This window comes from Paraburkholderia sp. MM6662-R1 (assembly GCF_050436245.1).
Lineage (GTDB): Bacteria > Pseudomonadota > Gammaproteobacteria > Burkholderiales > Burkholderiaceae > Paraburkholderia > Paraburkholderia tuberum.
Map to the genome: position 1 here is coordinate 4,288,330 of NZ_JBNDLV010000001.1, position 17,508 is coordinate 4,305,837.

17 protein-coding genes are annotated in these 17,508 nt (G+C 64.9%); 10 read left to right on the plus strand and 7 right to left on the minus strand.

What is annotated here, in order from left to right:
* The first annotated feature begins 55 nt into the window (after positions 1 to 55).
* A complete protein-coding gene (locus tag OKW39_RS20320; protein WP_429563365.1) occupies positions 56 to 457 on the plus strand; it encodes a gamma-glutamylcyclotransferase family protein in 402 nt (133 codons plus the stop codon).
* 128 nt (positions 458 to 585) lie between these two features.
* Here the strand turns inward: OKW39_RS20320 and aceB are convergent, their stop codons facing one another.
* Positions 586 to 2,178: a malate synthase A gene (gene aceB, locus OKW39_RS20325; RefSeq protein WP_429563366.1), complete on the minus strand. Its 1,593-nt coding sequence runs from the start codon at positions 2,176 to 2,178 to the stop codon at positions 586 to 588.
* Positions 2,179 to 2,257: 79 nt separating this feature from the next.
* Positions 2,258 to 3,064 carry a haloacid dehalogenase type II gene (locus tag OKW39_RS20330; RefSeq protein WP_429563367.1) on the minus strand — a complete coding sequence of 269 codons (807 nt, stop codon included), beginning with the start codon at positions 3,062 to 3,064 and terminating at the stop codon, positions 2,258 to 2,260.
* A 151-nt stretch (positions 3,065 to 3,215) separates the two neighbouring features.
* On the opposite strand from OKW39_RS20330, the gene OKW39_RS20335 reads away from it, so the two are divergent.
* A complete protein-coding gene (locus tag OKW39_RS20335) occupies positions 3,216 to 4,118 on the plus strand; it encodes a LysR family transcriptional regulator (protein ID WP_429334782.1) in 903 nt (300 codons plus the stop codon).
* A 127-nt stretch (positions 4,119 to 4,245) separates the two neighbouring features.
* Complete coding sequence (locus tag OKW39_RS20340; protein ID WP_090800630.1) at positions 4,246 to 4,680, plus strand: universal stress protein; 435 nt, start codon at positions 4,246 to 4,248, stop codon at positions 4,678 to 4,680.
* 270 nt (positions 4,681 to 4,950) lie between these two features.
* Here the strand turns inward: OKW39_RS20340 and aceA are convergent, their stop codons facing one another.
* Both aceA and OKW39_RS20350 read right to left on the minus strand, forming a co-directional pair.
* Positions 4,951 to 6,255 (minus strand): isocitrate lyase, encoded by a 1,305-nt coding sequence (aceA, locus tag OKW39_RS20345; protein ID WP_090805352.1) that lies wholly within the window; start codon positions 6,253 to 6,255, stop codon positions 4,951 to 4,953.
* A gap of 401 nt (positions 6,256 to 6,656) precedes the next feature.
* Positions 6,657 to 8,270, minus strand: coding sequence for a DEAD/DEAH box helicase (locus OKW39_RS20350; protein WP_429563368.1), 1,614 nt, complete (start codon positions 8,268 to 8,270; stop codon positions 6,657 to 6,659).
* 8 nt (positions 8,271 to 8,278) lie between these two features.
* Here OKW39_RS20350 and OKW39_RS20355 point away from each other — a divergent pair, with 8 nt between their 5' ends.
* Entirely contained in the window at positions 8,279 to 8,602 is a 324-nt protein-coding gene (locus tag OKW39_RS20355) for a hypothetical protein (RefSeq protein WP_184056947.1), read from the plus strand.
* A gap of 169 nt (positions 8,603 to 8,771) precedes the next feature.
* Here the strand turns inward: OKW39_RS20355 and OKW39_RS20360 are convergent, their stop codons facing one another.
* The gene (locus OKW39_RS20360; RefSeq protein WP_184056944.1) at positions 8,772 to 9,041 is read right to left on the minus strand and encodes an acyl-CoA-binding protein; all 270 of its coding nucleotides are present in this window, start codon (positions 9,039 to 9,041) and stop codon (positions 8,772 to 8,774) included.
* Positions 9,042 to 9,208: 167 nt separating this feature from the next.
* On the opposite strand from OKW39_RS20360, the gene tsaB reads away from it, so the two are divergent.
* Genes tsaB through OKW39_RS20380 form a run of 4 tightly spaced genes read left to right on the plus strand, consistent with a single transcriptional unit; the run spans position 9,209 to position 12,555 of the window.
* Complete coding sequence (tsaB, locus tag OKW39_RS20365; RefSeq protein WP_429293275.1) at positions 9,209 to 10,045, plus strand: tRNA (adenosine(37)-N6)-threonylcarbamoyltransferase complex dimerization subunit type 1 TsaB; 837 nt, start codon at positions 9,209 to 9,211, stop codon at positions 10,043 to 10,045.
* Entirely contained in the window at positions 10,042 to 10,536 is a 495-nt protein-coding gene (gene rimI / locus OKW39_RS20370) for a ribosomal protein S18-alanine N-acetyltransferase (RefSeq protein ID WP_018417621.1), read from the plus strand. Before tsaB ends, rimI begins: the two co-directional genes overlap by 4 nt.
* Positions 10,523 to 11,506 carry a uracil-DNA glycosylase gene (locus OKW39_RS20375; protein ID WP_429334779.1) on the plus strand — a complete coding sequence of 328 codons (984 nt, stop codon included), beginning with the start codon at positions 10,523 to 10,525 and terminating at the stop codon, positions 11,504 to 11,506. The genes rimI and OKW39_RS20375 overlap by 14 nt, the downstream gene beginning before the upstream one ends.
* Positions 11,503 to 12,555 (plus strand): DUF1853 family protein, encoded by a 1,053-nt coding sequence (locus OKW39_RS20380; RefSeq protein ID WP_429563369.1) that lies wholly within the window; start codon positions 11,503 to 11,505, stop codon positions 12,553 to 12,555. Before OKW39_RS20375 ends, OKW39_RS20380 begins: the two co-directional genes overlap by 4 nt.
* Here the strand turns inward: OKW39_RS20380 and thiD are convergent.
* Both thiD and lplT read right to left on the minus strand, forming a co-directional pair.
* Entirely contained in the window at positions 12,540 to 13,346 is an 807-nt protein-coding gene (gene thiD / locus OKW39_RS20385; protein ID WP_429563370.1) for a bifunctional hydroxymethylpyrimidine kinase/phosphomethylpyrimidine kinase, read from the minus strand. The two genes, OKW39_RS20380 and thiD, sit on opposite strands and share 16 nt — an antisense overlap.
* A 61-nt stretch (positions 13,347 to 13,407) precedes the next feature.
* Positions 13,408 to 14,715, minus strand: a complete 1,308-nt coding sequence (lplT, locus tag OKW39_RS20390) for a lysophospholipid transporter LplT (RefSeq protein ID WP_184056931.1) — start codon at positions 14,713 to 14,715, stop codon at positions 13,408 to 13,410.
* A gap of 218 nt (positions 14,716 to 14,933) precedes the next feature.
* Between lplT and alr the strand changes: the two genes are divergently transcribed.
* Both alr and radA read left to right on the plus strand, forming a co-directional pair.
* Positions 14,934 to 16,004, plus strand: coding sequence for an alanine racemase (gene alr / locus OKW39_RS20395; protein WP_090800619.1), 1,071 nt, complete (start codon positions 14,934 to 14,936; stop codon positions 16,002 to 16,004).
* A gap of 3 nt (positions 16,005 to 16,007) precedes the next feature.
* Positions 16,008 to 17,384: a DNA repair protein RadA gene (gene radA, locus OKW39_RS20400; protein WP_429563371.1), complete on the plus strand. Its 1,377-nt coding sequence runs from the start codon at positions 16,008 to 16,010 to the stop codon at positions 17,382 to 17,384.
* Positions 17,385 to 17,508 lie beyond the last annotated feature (124 nt).

Here is a 17,508-nt window from a genome sequence, read left to right on the forward strand (position 1 = left end):
TCCCGATGGCCCCCGAGCCACCGACATCACCTCTGACCATGGAGACTCAACGACGATGCAGACCGTCTTTGTCTACGGCACGCTGCGTGCCGGTGAAACCAACGACATCAGCGAAGCCGCCGCGCGCAACGACATCCCCGCACCGAGCCTGCTCGGCAGTACCACCGTGCGCGGCCATCTGTTCGATTTTGGCGACTATCCGGGTCTCGTCGTCGACGAAGCGGGCATCGACGTGCTCGGCGACGTCTATGAAATCGACGATGCGCTCGTCGCGGTGCTCGACGAAATCGAAGCCATGTATCCGGGCGTCGAGTCCCGTTTTCTGGCACGTGAGGTGATGGTCAAAGTGGACGGCAACGTCGTGAATTGCCGCTTCTATCCGGTCGCGCCAAGCGCCGTAAAAGGGCTGCCCGAGATCCGTTCAGGAGATTGGGTCGAACATCGGCGCACGCGCTGAGCTGGTCCACGAAGGCGAGCAAAAAAAAACGGCGCGCCACGTATGTCCGCGGCGTGCCGTCGTTCAAGCCGATGGGGTCCCCTGGCTCGAGCAGGCCCAAGGCGCTCGAGCCCGCATCATCAACACCATCAAATCTCTTCGTAAAGCGGCAGCGTCAGAAAATCGGTGAACTGCTCCGCGGTCGACATCTGCTCGAAGAGCTGCGCGGCACGCTCATACGGCTTCGTATCTCCGCCCACCGTCTGTTTGACCTTGTCGAGCTCCTGCGCCGCGAGCTCGCGCACCAGTTCGACCGTCACCTTGCGACCGTCGTCGAGTTTGCCCTTCGGCGAGCGGATCCACTGCCACACCTGCGAGCGCGAAATCTCGGCGGTGGCCGCGTCTTCCATCAGGTTGTGAATCGGCACACAGCCATTGCCCGCGAGCCACGAACCGAGGTAGTGAATGCCGACGTTGATGTTGTTGCGCAAGCCCGCTTCGGTGATCGGCGTTTCCGGGCGGAAGTCGAGCAGGTCGGTCGCGCTCACGAGCACGTCGACGCGCTGCTTGCCGATCTGGTTCGGCCGATGGCCGAGCACCTTGACGAACTCTTCCATCGCGACCGGCACGAGGCCCGGATGCGCGACCCAGCCGCCGTCGTAGCCGTCGCCCGCGTCGCGCGCCTTGTCTGAACGCACGCCGGCCATCGCCTTGTCGTTCGCGGCCGCATCGTTCCTGATCGGAATGAGCGCGCTCATGCCGCCGATCGCCGGCGCGTTGCGGCGATGGCAGGTCTTCAGCAGCAGCAACGCGTACGCGCGCATGAACGGCGAGGTCATCGTGATCTGCGAGCGATCGGCGAGGCAGAAGTCGCGGTCGCTCTTGAACTTCTTGATCGCCGAGAAGATGTAGTCCCAGCGGCCCGCGTTCAGGCCCGAGCTATGTTCACGCAGCTCGTACAGGATCTCGTCCATTTCGAACGCGGCGACGACCGTCTCGATCAGCACCGTCGCGCGAATCGTGCCGCGCGGCACGCCGACCGCTTCCTGCGCGGCGACGAAGAGGTCGTTCCACAGCCGCGCTTCGAGATGGCTCTCCATCTTCGGCAGATAGAAGTACGGACCCGAGCCGCGCGCGATCAACTCCTTCGCGTTGTGCACCATGTACAGCGCGAAATCGAAGATGCCACCCGACACGCGCTGGCCGTCGACCTTCACGTGCTTCTCGTCGAGATGCCAGCCGCGTGGACGTACGATCAGCGTCGCGGTCCTGTCGTTGAGCCGGTACGACTTGCCGTTCTGTTCGAGCGAGATCGTGCGGCGCACCGCGTCCTTCAGATTGATATGACCGGTGATCTGATTGTCCCAGCTCGGCGCGTTCGAATCCTCGAAGTCGGTCATGTAGGAGTCGGCGCCCGAATTGAGCGCGTTGATGATCATCTTGCGCTCGACGGGGCCGGTGATCTCGACGCGCCGGCACTGCAGATCCTGCGGCAGCGGCGCGATCTTCCAGTCGCCCTCGCGCACGCTCTTCGTGGCGGCGAGGAAGTCGGGCCGCTCGCCAGCGTCGAGCCGCTTCGCGCGCTCGACGCGCGCCTGCAGCAACTGCTGACGGCGCGGCTCGAACGTACGGTGCAAGGCCGCGACGAGTTCCAGCGCTTCGCGGGTGAGGATCGCTTCAAAGCCGGGCTTGATGTCGCCGGTGATTTCCATGCCTTGCGGCAACGACAGCGGATTAGCCATGTTTTTTCCTTGGTCGGTCAGATTGCAAAAATGCGAAGGTTGAAAAGGGGAAGTGGATTGCCGAATGCGGGGGACGCCGTCATACGCGCGGGCCGGCGCGCTTGCGACTGCCACTGCCAGGAACATTCGTTCGACGGCCGCCGCTCGAGCGTGACGACGTCGCGAGTGTGCGCAGAAAGTCCAGCAGATCGTTCATGCCGCTACCGGTGCCATGCGGCGTCACGCCGAGCTCTTCGACGGGCAGGTTCTGCCGGTTCAGCCAGAATGTCATGAAGCCGAACCATGTCGCGCCCGCGACGTCCCAGCCGTTCGACGACACGAACACGATCTCGCGCGCGGCCACGCCGAACGCGTCGGGGCCGAGCGCATACGCGGCAGGCGAGGGTTTGTACGCGCGCACGGCGTCGACCGACAGCACGTGATCGAAGAGGGCATTCATGCCGGCGCTCTTGACCGCGATATCGAGCATTTGCGGATTGCCGTTTGACAGAATCGCGAGCCCCACGCGTGGCGCGGCGGCGGCCTCGCGCAACGCACGCAGCACGGGCACCGCGTCGGGAAATGCGGACAGGCACGCGTATTCGTCCATCAGCCGCTTTTCGGCCGCGGGGCCGAGTGTGAGCTGCAGTCTTTTCGCGGCGAAGCGCAGCGCGTCGAGCGTGATGTCCCAGAACGGGCGGTAGTGTTCGCCGGGGGCGTCGCTGCGCGCGGCGAGCGTGCGCAATTGCGTGTATTCGATCTGCTTCTGGCGCCAGAGCTGCGACAGCGCGTCGCCGTGGCCGGGGAACAGTTGCTCCGCGGCGGCGATCACCGAATGCACGTCGAACAACGTGCCGTAGGCGTCGAAAATCACTGCTCGCGGGGAAGGTGTCGTTGTGGCCGACATTGCCATGCGCTCCTGTCAGAGGTCGGGATCGATTGTATTGCTGACCTTAGGTGCTAAAAAATAGGCTAAAGATCACTTGATCTTTTACTTTTGCGTACCTAATCTGACGCGCACTGCTCACTTTTCCGCCTCGCCGCGGCGCGTATCGTTCATGGACCGTTTCAAGCAGATCGAGACCTTCGCCACTGTCGCGGCCAAAGGGAGCCTGTCCGCGGCGGCGCTCGCCGAGGGCGTCGCGCCCGCGATCATCGGCCGGCGCATCGACGCACTGGAGGAGCGCCTCGGCGTGAAGCTGCTCGTGCGCACGACGCGCAAGATCACGCTGACCTTCGAAGGCTCGGCCTTTCTCGAAGACTGCCAGCGCATTCTTCACGACATGCAGAACGCCGAGGCGAGCGTGTCGGCGGGCGGCGTGAAGGCGAGCGGCCATCTCCGGCTGTCGGCGCCGGCCGGCTTCGGGCGCCGGCACGTGGCGCCACTGGTGCCCGCGTTCACGGTCGCGCATCCGGACGTGTCGATCACGCTCGATCTGTCCGACCGCCTCGTCGACCTCGTCAACGAAGGCTTCGATTGCGCGGTGCGGCTCGGCGAGTTGCCCGATTCGTCGCTGGTGTCGCTGAAGCTCGCGGAGAACCGGCGCGTATGCGTCGCGTCGCCCGCGTATCTGAGCCGGCGCGGCGCGCCGCACAGCCTGGCCGATCTCGCGCGCCACAACTGCCTCGCGCTCGGCGCCAGCGCGAACCAGCAGCGCGGCTGGATGTTTCAGCACGACGGCAAGGTCGTGTCGATCAAGGTATCCGGCACGATGGAGTGCTCGGACGGCGCGGTGCTGCACGAATGGTGTCTCGCCGGACACGGGCTCGCGTGGCGCTCGTGGTGGGAGGTCGGCGCGGAGATCGCGGCGGGCCGCCTCGTCAGCGTGCTCGACGAATTCGCCGCGCCGCCGATCGGCATCCACGCGGTATTCCCGCAGCGCCGTCATCTGCCGCTGCGGGTGCGGCTGTTTCTGGACTTTCTCAAGCATACGTACGGCGAACCCGGTTACTGGGACTGATGCGCCAATCTCCAGACAGACGCGAATACCCGCATTCATACGCATTACAATCGTTTCGAGCTGCCTGCACCCTGGGCTTTGTTGGACGCTGACGCCGTGCTGCGGGCAGCCGGCGACGGAGGGGATCATGTTCAGGCACATCCTGGTTCCGACCGATGGTTCAGATCTGTCACGCAAGGCGATAGCGGGCGCGATCGACCTCGCGCAGGCCGTGGGCGCCCGCGTTACCGCATACGCCTGTCTGCCGCAATATCCGTACTCGCCGTTCTCCGATGTCGTGGTCGAACCGCCCGGCGAGTTCCTGCAACGCAGCGAGCGCGAGGCGCGCGTGCATCTGCGCGAAGTCGAGCATGCGGCGCACCGCGTCGGCGTCAGTGTCGAGAGCCGCACGAGCGTGCATCCGGCGCCGTATCTCGGCATCATCGAAGCGGCCGAGCAGGGGCGCTGCGACGTGATCTTCATGGCATCGCATGGGCGGCGCGGGCTCGGCAGCCTGCTGATCGGCAGTGAAACGCAGCGCGTGCTCACGCATACGAAAATTCCTGTGATCGTCTATCGCTGAATCGCTTGGCACTGCCGGCAGGGTGCCGGCATGCACCGCCTTCGAAAAAAAGCGCGCCGGCGGCGCTGCCGGCGCGTTCAGGTTCGCCGCACGCTTGCCGCGTGCTGGCTTCTTTGAGACTCTCCGGCCGTCGGCGTTCGCGCTGACGCTCCTGCCAATCCAGCACGGCACGGCCCTCCCTGCGTCGGCGGCACTCTGGTGGTGCCGCTCGACGTTTGCCGATCGTTCCTGCGGTCAGGCCACGGGACTGCATAACCCGACTGGCTGATCTCAGGCGACCTTCTTGTCGAAGAACTGCTCGTTTTCCGTCGAACCGTGCAGCGCGGTCGTCGATGCTTCGCGCTCGACCGTCTGCGTGACCGCGTCGAAGTAGCCGGTGCCGACTTCGCGCTGATGCTTGACCGCGGTGAAGCCCTTTTCGGCCGCCGCGAACTCCGCCTGCTGCATTTCGACGAACGCGGTCATCTGGTTGCGCGCATAGCCGTACGCGAGGTTGAACATCGAGTAGTTCAGCGCGTGGAAGCCGGCCAGCGTGATGAACTGGAACTTGTAGCCCATCGCGCCGAGTTCGCGCTGGAACTTCGCGATCGTCGCGTCGTCGAGGTTCTTCTTCCAGTTGAACGACGGCGAGCAGTTGTACGACAGCAGTTGGTCCGGGTACTCCTTGTGGATCGCGTCGGCGAATTTCTTGGCGAACTCGAGGTCCGGCTTGCCGGTTTCGCACCAGATCATGTCTGCGTAGGGCGCATAGGCGAGGCCGCGCGAGATTGCCTGCTCGAGACCGGGCTTCGTGCGGTAGAAGCCTTCGACGGTACGCTCGCCGGTCAGGAACGGGCGGTCGTTCTCGTCGATGTCCGAGGTCACGAGGTCGGCGGCTTCCGCGTCGGTGCGGGCGAGCAGCACGGTCGGCACGCCCGACACATCGGCGGCCAGACGCGCGGCTGTCAGCTTCGCGACGGCTTCGCGGGTCGGCACGAGCACCTTGCCACCCATGTGACCGCACTTCTTGACCGATGCGAGCTGGTCTTCGAAGTGCACGCCGGAGGCGCCCGCTTCGATCATCGCCTTCATCAGTTCGAACGCGTTCAGCACGCCGCCGAAACCGGCTTCCGCGTCGGCCACGATCGGCGCGAAGTAATCGACGTAGCCTTCATCGCCCGGGTTCTTGCCTTCCGACCATTGGATCTGGTCGGCGCGCGTCAGCGTGTTGTTGATGCGCTTGACGACGAGGGGCACCGAGTTGGCCGGATACAGCGACTGGTCCGGATACATTTCACCGGCGACGTTGGCATCGCCCGCGACCTGCCAGCCCGACAGATAGATTGCCTTCAGACCAGCCTTCACCTGCTGCATCGCCTGGTTGCCGGTCAGCGCGCCGAGCGAGTTGACGAACGGCTCGTTGTTGACGGCGGCCCACAGCTTTTCCGCGCCGCGCTTCGCGAGCGTGTGCTCAGGTTGCACCGAGCCGCGCAGACGCACCACGTCTTCGGCCGAGTAGGTGCGCTTGACACCTTTCCAACGCGGGTCCGATTCCCATTGCTGCTTGAGTTGCTGCACTTGCTGTTCGCGGGTCATGGTCATGATGTGCTCCTTCGATGCCAGTTATGGAGGATGGGTGACTCTGTCTTCTCGAAGCGTGGGGCCCGGAGAGGCGTTCTGTTTCGTGAAGTCTTATATAAGAGTCTAGGCAAATCGAAGGACGCGCAGTAGGTGCCGCAAAGCGTTTTCCCAATATTTATTTTTCTATAAAATCAATGACTTGATGCCTTCGTTTCGCGATAAGAAACGATATTTTCCCTGTTGCAATAGTCCTTCTTGTGCTTTGCAGCATGATTTTTTACGACGCAAAAAAATTTTTTACATCGTGAAATTTGGGGCGGGCAGTCGATAGACGAAAAAAAACCGGCGCCCGAGCGCCGGTTTTCTTCTGTGTCACGGACGGTGCGAAGCCATCCGGTCGGTCAGGTGGGTCGCTATTAGCTGCCGCGACGTGCCGAACGGGGACCGTCGTTGCGGCGCGCGCCGTAGCCGTCACGCGAGCCACCGCCGAAGCCTTCGCGCGAACCGCCGTGGCTTTCGCGCGAGCCGAAGCCTTCGCGCGAACCGCCGGCCGACTTGTTGCCCCAGCCGCCGCCGTTGCTGTTGCTGTTGCCAGTGCCGTTACCGTTGCGCGAGCCGCCGTAGCCGCCCGGCTTGCCCGAGCCGCTGCCGAAGCGACGGCCATTACCACCGCCAGGACGGCCGCGGCCGCCGAAGCCAGGACGGCCATTGCCCGAGGGCGCCGCCTTGCGCGGCTCGAAGCCTTCGACGACGTTGACCGGCAGCGGCGTGCGCACGAAGCGCTCGATGCGTTTCAACGCGCCCTGCTCGGCGTGATGCACGAGGCTCACGGCGATACCCGAGCGGCCCGCACGGCCGGTACGGCCGATACGGTGCACGTAGTCTTCGGCGAACTTCGGCAGGTCGTAGTTGAACACGTGCGTGATGCCCGGGATGTCGATACCGCGAGCGGCGACGTCGGTCGCAACCAGCACGCGCACGCGGCGCTCGCGCAGTGCGCGGATCGTGCGGTTACGCGCGCCTTGCGGCAGGTCGCCGTGCAGCGCGGCCGATTCGAAGCCGGCGTCGGCCAGACGGCCCGCCAACTGGTCGGCGTCCATCTTGGTGGCCGTGAAGACGATGGCCTGGTCGAGGCCGTCGTCACGCAGCAGATGGTCGAGCAGACGGTCCTTGTGATCGCGGTCGTCGACGTAGTGGACGGTTTGCGCGATGTTGGTGCGCTGTTCCAAGCGCTGGACGATCTCGATCCGCTCCGGGTCCTTCAACAGACGGCCGGTCAGCGAGCCGATTTTGCCGTCGAGCGTGGCGGAGAACAGCATGGTCTGACGCGTAGCCGGCGTTTGGGCGACGATCGTGTCGATGTCGTCGATGAAGCCCATGTCGAGCATGCGGTCGGCTTCGTCGAGCACGAGGATCTGCAGTTGCGACAGATCGATGCGGCCGCGCTCGAGGTGGTCGATCAGACGGCCCGGCGTCGCGACGAGGATTTCAGGGTTCTTCGCGAGCAGCATCAGCTGCTGGCCATAAGCGACGCCGCCGAGAATGCTGACGGTGCGCAGGCGCTTCAGGTGCTTGCCGTAGGTCGCGGCGGCGGTCGTGACCTGCATCGCCAGTTCGCGGGTCGGGGTCAGCACCAGCATGGTAGGACGCGCGACCGGCTGCGGACGGCGGCCGCGGCCACCGTCGGCCGGGCGCGGCTCGCGCGGCTGGCTCGCCTGCGTCTTTTGCAGCTGCGAGAAACGCTCGATGGCGGGCAGCATGAACGCGGCGGTCTTGCCCGAGCCGGTCGGGCTCGAAACCAGCAGATCGCGGCCGGCGATCGCTGCCGGCACCGCGCGTTGCTGCACCGGCGTCGGGTGCTCGTAGCCGGCGGCGGTCAGCGCGGAGACGACGTCCGCGGACAGGCCGAGCGACGCGAAGGTCGGCTTGGCGTCAGCCTGCGCGGCGGCTTCGGGAGCGGCGGGCGAAAGACCGAGTGTTTCGTCGGCGATGGCGTTCAACGGGCTGCTGAGGGTGTTGCTCAAAGTCATGTGAATCCTTGAAAACGATCCTGGGTGGTTCATCGGATGAAAACGTCAACGCCAATCGGCATACCCAAGTCGTCGGATTCAGCGAGCAAAACAGCAGCGAGCAAATCGAAAAACGGGGGCAACTCGCGACAATGAAGGCGAGTTTTTCGTTAGAAGCTGTATCGGATGCGACGTGCCAACATGGCGAGTCGCCAGCCTGGGACTTGAGCCCGGAGTGGGCTAGGCAGAAGGGGACAGGTTCTAAACTGGATTGGAGCAAACGCTATGGACGCTGCGCCGCGAGGACCGCTGGAAAAAACGGACAAAGCAGTGAAGCGCAGGCGGCATTGTAGCGACATTTGCTGCACTGCGCCACCATTCGGGCAATTCCGACAGAAGAAAGTGTCGGCATGAAGTAGGCGAGTGAGGGCGGCCGCCCGGAGCTTCGTGGCCGAAACCGCCGCGAGGCGGTCGCAGCGTTGCCAGACGGCCATTTCGGCAGATGATTGGCGCGCCGGAAACTCAGGCCGCGGTGCCGCTCTTCAGCGATTCGACGAGTTCGACGTATTGCTGCTTCGCGGCGTCCTGCGCGGTGCCCTTGAGCGCCGCCCACGCATCGTACTTGTATTTGCCGACGATGTCGGTGAAGCCCGGCTTGTCGCCGTGCACGTCGCCTTCGCTCGCCTGCTTGAAGAGCGCGTAGAGACGCAGCAGCGTCAGGTTGCCCGGACGCTCGGGCAGTTGCTTGACGTCTTGCTGGGCTTGCTCGAACTGGGAATTGATGTCGGTCATGGTCGTTTGGCCCGCGTGGCGGGATAGATGAGATCGGCCGAAAATCATAGCAATTGCCCGCCGCCCCGGGACCGAGGGCTTATTCCAAACGATGACGGCCGCGAAGCCGGGCGGCGCGGCCGCGCAAACCACCATTCACGCGCACCGCGCCGATTACAATACGGTCCATGACTCAAACAGTGCTCCTTGCCCTCGATACATCGACCGAGTTCTGCTCGGCGGCGCTCGTGTCCGCGTCCGTCGATGCCGCCGGTCAGCCCAGCGCCGAACCGCGCGTCTGGGTTCGTCATGAACAAACCGGCGCGGTGTCCAGTACCCGCCTGCTGCCGGCGATCCGCGAACTGTTCGACGAAGCCGGCCTCACGCTGGCGGATTGCGACGCGATCGCGTTCGGCTCGGGTCCGGGTTCGTTCACCGGACTGCGTACGGCGACCGGCGTCGCCCAAGGCCTCGCGTTCGGCCTGAACCTGCCGGTCGTACCGATCGGCACGCTGCTCGCGTGCGCGGAGAGCGCCCGCCTGCGCGATCCGTCGACGACGCGCGTGCTCGCCGCGCTCGACGCGCGCATGGACGAAATCTACTGGGCCGACTACGCGTGGGACGACACGCAACACGAATGGCGCACCGTGCAGGCGGCGACGCTCGATGCACCCGAGCGGCTCGTGCTGCCCGACGTGCCATTCACACTCGCCGGCAACGCGGCCGCCGCGTTCGGCGAGCGCTTGCCGGCGGTCGCGGCCGCGCGGAGCGTCGATGGCCAAGCGTTGCCGCATGCGTTGCCGCTCGCGTACGCGGCGCTGCGCGCGTTTCATGCGGGCCGCACGGTGCGCGCCGATCAGGCCGCACCCGAGTACGTGCGCGACAAGGTCGCGCAGACGACCGCAGAGCGCATGGCCGACAAAGCGGCGAAATCAGCCAAAGCGGCTCATAGCGCCGAGCAGTCCGCGCAGCACGCGCCCGATGGCGGCTCCGGCCAACCGTCCCACGACGAGGCGCGCCCATGAGCGGCGTGCTGCTCACGGACCGCTACATGTCGCCGATGACCGAAAGCGACCTGGACGAAGTCGCCGCGATCGAGAAACTTGCGTATGAGTTTCCGTGGAGCCGCGGCAACTTCGGCGACTCGCTGCGCAATGGCTATTTCGGCGTCTGTCTGCGTCACGTGACGGGGACGTTGATCGGCTACTGCGTGCTGATGCCAGTTGTCGATGAAATGCATCTGCTGAATCTGTGCGTCACGCCGCAAGCACAAGGCGCCGGCGCAGGCCTCGCGCTGCTGCGCGAGGCGGTGCGCATCACGCACGCGGAGAGGCTCGAGGGGCTGCTGCTCGAAGTGCGGCCGTCGAATCATCGGGCGATCCGGTTGTACGAGCGCTTCGGCTTCGCGTCGATCGGCCGGCGCAAAAATTATTATCCGGCGCGGCATCGCGGCCGGGAGGACGCGATCGTGATGCGTCTGTCGTTAGCCACGGAGGGCGCAGATGGCGCTGCATGAATCGGTGCTCGAAGAATTCGGACTCGCGCCGTTGTGGGTGCGTCGCGGACTCGCGGCGCGAGAGGAGGCCGGGCAGAGCGATGCGCTGCAGTCGCCGCGGGAACACGCGGCAGACTTGCGTCGCGCGGAGCCTGCGACGCAGACCTCGCGCGAACCGCTGCGCGCGTCCGCCGAGGTGCAGCCGCCGCAAGTGCAGCGCGAATCCACGCCGCGCTTCGACGAAACTGCAGCGCGGCGCGAAACATCAGAACCGCAAACTGACTTTTCAGCCCCGCCGACTTTCGACGCCCCTTCCGAGGACGACTTCGCGTGGTTCGACGATCCGACCGCATCGGCCGCCGCGCCCGCCGAAGCGCGCCGCGACGCGCCCGCGCTGCCGTCTATCCACACACTCGACTGGGACGCGCTCGCGGAGCGCGTCGCCGGATGCGAGGCGTGCCGGCTGTGCGAGAAGCGCGTGAACACGGTGTTCGGCGTCGGCGATCGCGAGGCCGACTGGATGCTGATCGGCGAAGCGCCCGGCGAGAACGAGGACCGTCAAGGCGAACCGTTCGTTGGCCAGGCCGGCAAGCTGCTCGACAACATGCTGCACTCGCTCGCGCTCGCGCGCGGCACCGACGTGTATATCGCGAACGTGATCAAGTGCCGGCCGCCTGGCAATCGCAATCCGCAGCCGGACGAAGTCGCGCGTTGTGAACCTTATCTACAGCGTCAGGTGTCGCTCGTGAAGCCGAAGCTGATCGTCGCGCTCGGCCGTTTCGCCGCGCAAAGTCTGCTCAAGACCGACGCGAGCATTTCGTCGTTGCGCGGCCGCGTCCACACGTACGAGGGCGTGCCGGTGATCGTCACCTATCACCCGGCCTATCTGCTGCGTAGCCTGCCCGACAAGGCCAAGGCCTGGGCGGATCTGTGCCTCGCGCGTGCCACGTGGCTCGCGAACGGCGGCGTGCCGTCGAACGAATCAAAGTGACGATGCCCGAGGGACCGGCGGCGCGCATGCCCGCCGCGTCTGTCAGCCGCGCGGCGCTTCTCGATACCTTGCTGGGTTTGCGTGGCGATGCTTCAGTCGATGCGCTGCGCGATCCCGCTGTCCGCGATCTCGCGTGGCTGCTGCTCAGTCCCGATCTGTTGCGCCCTCAGCTTCCCACAGGCGCGCTCGCCGATCCTTTCGGCACACCGCAGGAATTGCAGGCCACGCTCGACTGGCTGCGCGCGCTCGACGCCGCGCCGGCACTTCTGCGTCAGGATCTCGCGGCCACGCGTATCACGCGCCTTGGCCGCTACGCCGAACGCCTGCTGGGCTTTTTTCTTCGTCATGGACCGGCGACGCAACTGATCGCAGCGGGTGTGCCGCTACGACATGCGGGCCTCACGCTCGGTGAATGCGATTTCCTCGTGCGCACGCGCCAGGGCGCGCGACTGCATTGGGAACTCGCGGTGAAGTGCTATCTGCATGCGGGCGATACGAATGGGGCAGAGGCGGCGCGTCTCGCCGATTATGTCGGCCCCAATCTGAAAGACCGCCTCGATCTGAAGCTCGCGCATTTGCTCGACCATCAGTTACCGCTCAGCGCGCGCGAGGAATTTGCCTCGACGGGCTATGCGGGCGCGTGGACGCCGCAGATGTTCGTCAAAGGCTGGCTGTTTTACCGGCATGGCGAGATGCCCACCGATCCTGCCGAACTCGATCCCGCGCACGGTCGCGGCTGGTGGGTCACGCATCGCGACTGGCCGGCTTTCGCGTGCGCGCATGCGCACAGGTGGGGGGTGTTGCCGCGGCTCGAATGGCTCGCGCCGCAATATCGAACGCAAGCGGGTGCGGACGACACGTGGTACGTCGACGCAAACACGCTCGCCGCGCAGATCTCACCGCAACACGGCCCGACGATGCTCGCCGGATTCATCGCAGACAACACGGGGCGTGTACTTGAACGCTCGCGCGGTTTTATCGTGCCCGACGACTGGCCCGAGCACGCGCGGCGTTACGCGAAGCATGACGTCGCTCACCACCACCGATGAAAGTGATGCACCGGCCCCACGCCGTGGCCGACGTCGAGCCGCTCGCTCGCCTGCAACGCACCCGTCAGATAAACCTTCGCATCGGCGACCGCGCTAGCGAGATCGTCGCGCTGCGCAATCAAGGCCGCGATCGCCGACGACAACGTGCAGCCCGTTCCGTGCGTGTTCTTCACCGGCACGCGCGGACCGCCGAGACGCAGCGTGCCGCTTTCCTGCACGAGCCAGTCGGGGCTATCGGTCGCGCTCAGATGGCCGCCCTTCATCAGCACCGAGCGCGCGCCGAGCGCGCGCAACGCTTCGCCTTGCTCGACCATGCCGGCTTCGTCGGCGGCGGGTTGCATGCCCAGCAATGCGGCCGCTTCCGGCAGATTCGGCGTCAGCAGATCGGCGAGCGGCAGCAGTTCGTCGCGTACCACCGCGACCGCATCGGGTAGTAATAGCGCGTGATTGCTCTTCGAGATCATCACCGTATCGAGCACGATGTGTTTGGGCTGGTGACGGCGCAGCGCGTCGGCGACCGCACGCGCGATCGGCGCATTCGCGAGCATGCCGATCTTCACCGCGTCGATGCGGATGTCGTCGAACACCGCGTCGAGCTGCGCGGTGACGAAGCCCGGGTCCGGCGCGTGAATCGCGGTCACGCCGCGCGTGTTCTGCGCGGTCAGCGCGGTGATCACGCTCGCGCCATAGGCGCCGAGCGCGGAGAAGGTCTTCAGATCGGCCTGAATGCCGGCGCCGCCGCCGGAGTCGGAACCGGCGATCGTCAGCACATTGGGAATCGATTGAGTCATGGTCGAGCGAGGAAGAAGGGGGGCGCGCTCGTGTGTGCCGCGGCCGGCCCGGCGCAGCCGATCAGTGCTTGGCTTCGCCGATCAGCGCGACCGAATCGAAGGCGCGCTGGTTCGCCTGATGGCGTCGCATCACGAGCCACATCATCAGGCAGACGAAGGTGCCGAACAGAACGATCACGATGGTGACCGGCACGTCGAGCCACACGAGCACCGCGTACAGGCACAGCATCACGAGCACGGACAGATTCTCGTTGAAGTTCTGCACGGCGATCGAATGGCCCGCCGACAGCAGCACGTGCCCGCGATGCTGCAGCAGCGCATTCATCGGCACGACGAAAAAGCCCGACAGGCCGCCCACGAACATCAGGAAGATATACGCGAAAATCAGATAGCCCGACACGTGCATGCGGCCAAAATACACGCCCCAATGCGGGGGAAACAGATCGCGCGTGTAGAACGCCATCAGCATCACGGAGATACCCATCATGATGCCGACCGGCAAGACCGACAGCGACTTCTTCAACGGCACACGCGAAGCCGCGAAAATCGCGCCGAACGCGACGCCAACCGCGACCACCGCCTGCAGGATCGCCGCCTCGGACAGAGACATGCCCAGCGACACTTCGGCCCACTTCAGCACGATGAATTGCAGCGTCGCGCCCGCACCCCAGAACAGCGTCGTCACGGCGAGTGAAATCTGTCCGAGCTTGTCACGCCACAGCACGAGAAAGCAGTCGGCGAAATCGGTGATCAGGCGGATCGGCCCGTGCTCCTGTCGCGGATAGCGCGCGCCGGTGTCGGGAATGCGCAGATTGAACAGCGCGGCGATCACGTAAATGGCCATGATCACGACCATCGCGGCTTCCGCGGGCGTGTTCACGGTGGGGATGTGCCATTTGAGAATCGGCGCGGCGATATGCGGGCTGATCAGCGCGCCGCCGAGCACCGTGCCGAGAATGATCGAGCCGACCGTGGTGCCTTCGATCCAGCCGTTCGCGGCAACGAGCCGGTCAGGCGGCAACAGTTCGGTGAGAATGCCGTATTTGGCGGGCGAGTAGGCCGCCGCGCCGAAGCCGACGATGCCGTACGCAATCAGCGGATGCGCGCCGACCAGCATCGTTATGCAGCCAACCACCTTGATCGTATTGGTGATGAACATCACGCGTCCTTTCGGACGGGAGTCGGCGAATGCGCCCACGAAGGCGGCAAGAACGACGTACGACAGCACAAAAAACAGCTTGAGCAGCGGCGTCATCCAGTTCGGAGCGTGAAGATCTTTCAGCAGAGCGATAGCAGCGATCAGAAGCGCATTGTCGGCCAGCGACGAAAAAAACTGCGCGGCCATGATGGTGTAAAAACCTTTTTTCATCTGATGCGATGCTGTCCTCGCTGCGGTCTGTCCGCCCCGGCCGTTTGTCATGTGTCCGGGCTTATGCCGATCGAAATGGGTTGTGCGCACGGCTTTATATCATGAAAATAGCTGAATTCGGACTAGCAGAATTCTTGATCGCACCGCCCAGCGGGCCGCCGAGCGCTGAAAACGCCCTGTAAGCCGCTGATTCGCAAGTGTCTTTACGAAAAAATCCCATGCCGCGCCCCCTTTCCGCCACGATTCATACCGCTGCTCTCGCCAATAACCTCGCTGTCGCGCGGCGCTATGCGCCGAAATCGAAAATCTGGGCCGTCGTCAAGGCTAATGCCTACGGGCATGGCCTCGCGCGCGTGTTCCCCGGTTTGCGCGCTACGGACGGCTTTGGGCTGCTGGACCTCGAAGAAGCGGTGAAGTTGCGTGAATTGGGCTGGGCGGGTCCAATTCTTCTGCTGGAAGGCTTTTTTCGGCCGACCGACATCGACGTAATCGACCGCTACAGTTTGACCACGGCGCTGCATTCGGACGAGCAGCTGCGCATGCTCGAAATGGCGCGTCTGTCGAAACCGGTCAATATTCAGTTGAAGATGAACACCGGCATGAACCGGCTCGGCTACACGGTCGAAAAATTCCGTGCCGCGTGGGAACGTGCGCGCGCCTGTCAGGGCGTCGGCCAGATCACGTTGATGACGCATTTTTCCGATGCCGATGCCGAGCGCGGCATCGCGCATCAGATGGAGGCGTTCGAGCGCGGCGCGCAGGGCATCGCCGGTGCCCGCAGTCTGTCGAATTCGGCCGCGACGCTGTGGCATCCGGAAGCGCATTTCGACTGGGTGCGTCCGGGCATCATCCTGTACGGCGCGTCGCCGTCCGGCGTGACGGCCGCGATCGACGGCACGGGCCTGCAGCCCGCGATGACGCTCGCGTCGGAACTGATCGCCGTGCAGACGCTCGGCGAAGGCAGCTCGGTCGGCTATGGGTCGAGGTTCACTGCGCGCGGACCGATGCGTATCGGCGTGGTCGCGTGCGGTTACGCGGACGGCTATCCGCGCGTCGCGCCGGAAGGCACGCCGGTGATCGTCGATGGCGTGCGCACACGGGTCGTTGGACGTGTGTCGATGGACATGCTGACCGTCGACCTGACCCCGGTGCCGACCGCCAACGTCGGCTCGCGCGTGGAATTGTGGGGCACCGGGCTGCCCATCGACGACGTCGCGCAGGCCTGCGGCACGATCGGCTACGAGCTGATGTGCGCGGTCGCGCCGCGTGTGCCGGTTCGGGCGGAGTAACGCGTGGCGAAAGCGAAGACGTTGTACATCTGCGGGGAATGCGGCGGACAGTCGCCGAAGTGGTCCGGTCAATGCCCGTCCTGCCAGACGTGGAACACGCTCGTCGAATCGGTCGCGGAGGCGCCGTCCGGTCACCGTTTCCAGTCGTTCGCGAAGAGCACGCCGGTACGGCGCCTCGCCGACATCGACGCGTCGGACGTGCCGCGCTTTTCCACCGGCGTCAGCGAATTCGACCGCGTGCTCGGCGGCGGCCTCGTGCCGGGCGGCGTGGTGTTGATCGGCGGCGATCCGGGCATCGGTAAATCGACGCTGTTGTTGCAATCGCTCGCGGAAATCGCGGCGGACAAACGCGCGCTCTATATCAGCGGCGAAGAATCTGGCGCGCAGATCGCGTTGCGCGCGCAACGGCTGGCGTTGCTCGAACCTGGCTCGAAGGCAAGCGAGTTGCAATTGCTCGCGGAAATCCAGCTCGAAAAAATTCAGGCGACGATCACGGAGCAACGGCCTGAAGTCGCCGTGATCGATTCGATCCAGACCGTCTATTCGGATGCTTTGACATCGGCGCCGGGCTCGGTCGCGCAGGTGCGCGAGTGCGCGGCGCAACTCACGCGCATCGCCAAGCAGTCGGGCACGACGATCATCATGGTCGGGCACGTGACGAAAGAGGGCGCGCTCGCGGGTCCGCGCGTGCTCGAACATATCGTCGATACGGTGCTGTATTTCGAGGGGGATACGCACTCGTCGTACCGTCTCGTGCGCGCGATCAAGAACCGTTTCGGCGCGGTCAACGAACTCGGCGTGTTCGCGATGACCGAGCGTGGTTTGCGCGGCGTCGCGAATCCGTCGGCATTGTTTTTATCGCAGCACGAGCAGTCGGTGCCGGGCTCATGTGTGCTCGTCACGCAGGAAGGCACGCGGCCGTTGCTCGTCGAAGTGCAGGCGCTCGTCGATGCGGCCAACGCGCCAAATCCGCGACGCCTTGCGGTCGGCCTCGAACAGAACCGGCTCGCGATGCTGCTCGCGGTGCTGCATCGGCACGCGGGCATCGCCTGTTTCGATCAGGACGTGTTCCTGAACGCGGTGGGCGGGGTGAAGATCTCCGAGCCCGCCGCCGACCTCGCGGTATTGCTCGCGATCCATTCGTCGATGCGCAACAAGCCGCTGCCGAAGGGGCTCGTCGTATTCGGCGAAGTGGGCCTCGCCGGCGAAATCCGGCCGTCGCCGCGCGGTCAGGAGCGCCTGAAGGAAGCAGCCAAGCTCGGCTTCTCGGTGGCGGTGATTCCGAAGGCCAATGCGCCGAAACAGCCAATCGAAGGCTTACAGGTCGTTGCGGTCGAACGGATCGAACAGGCCATCGACCGCGTCCGCACGCTCGAATAGACGGGGGCCGGGACGGCTCGCCAGTACTTTGTACGCTTGCGGTACCGTAATGCCCGGTAAATATCTTCATATTGGCTGTAACCTGGTCGCCATACCTTTTTTCTAAGCTGTAAGGATATGCATC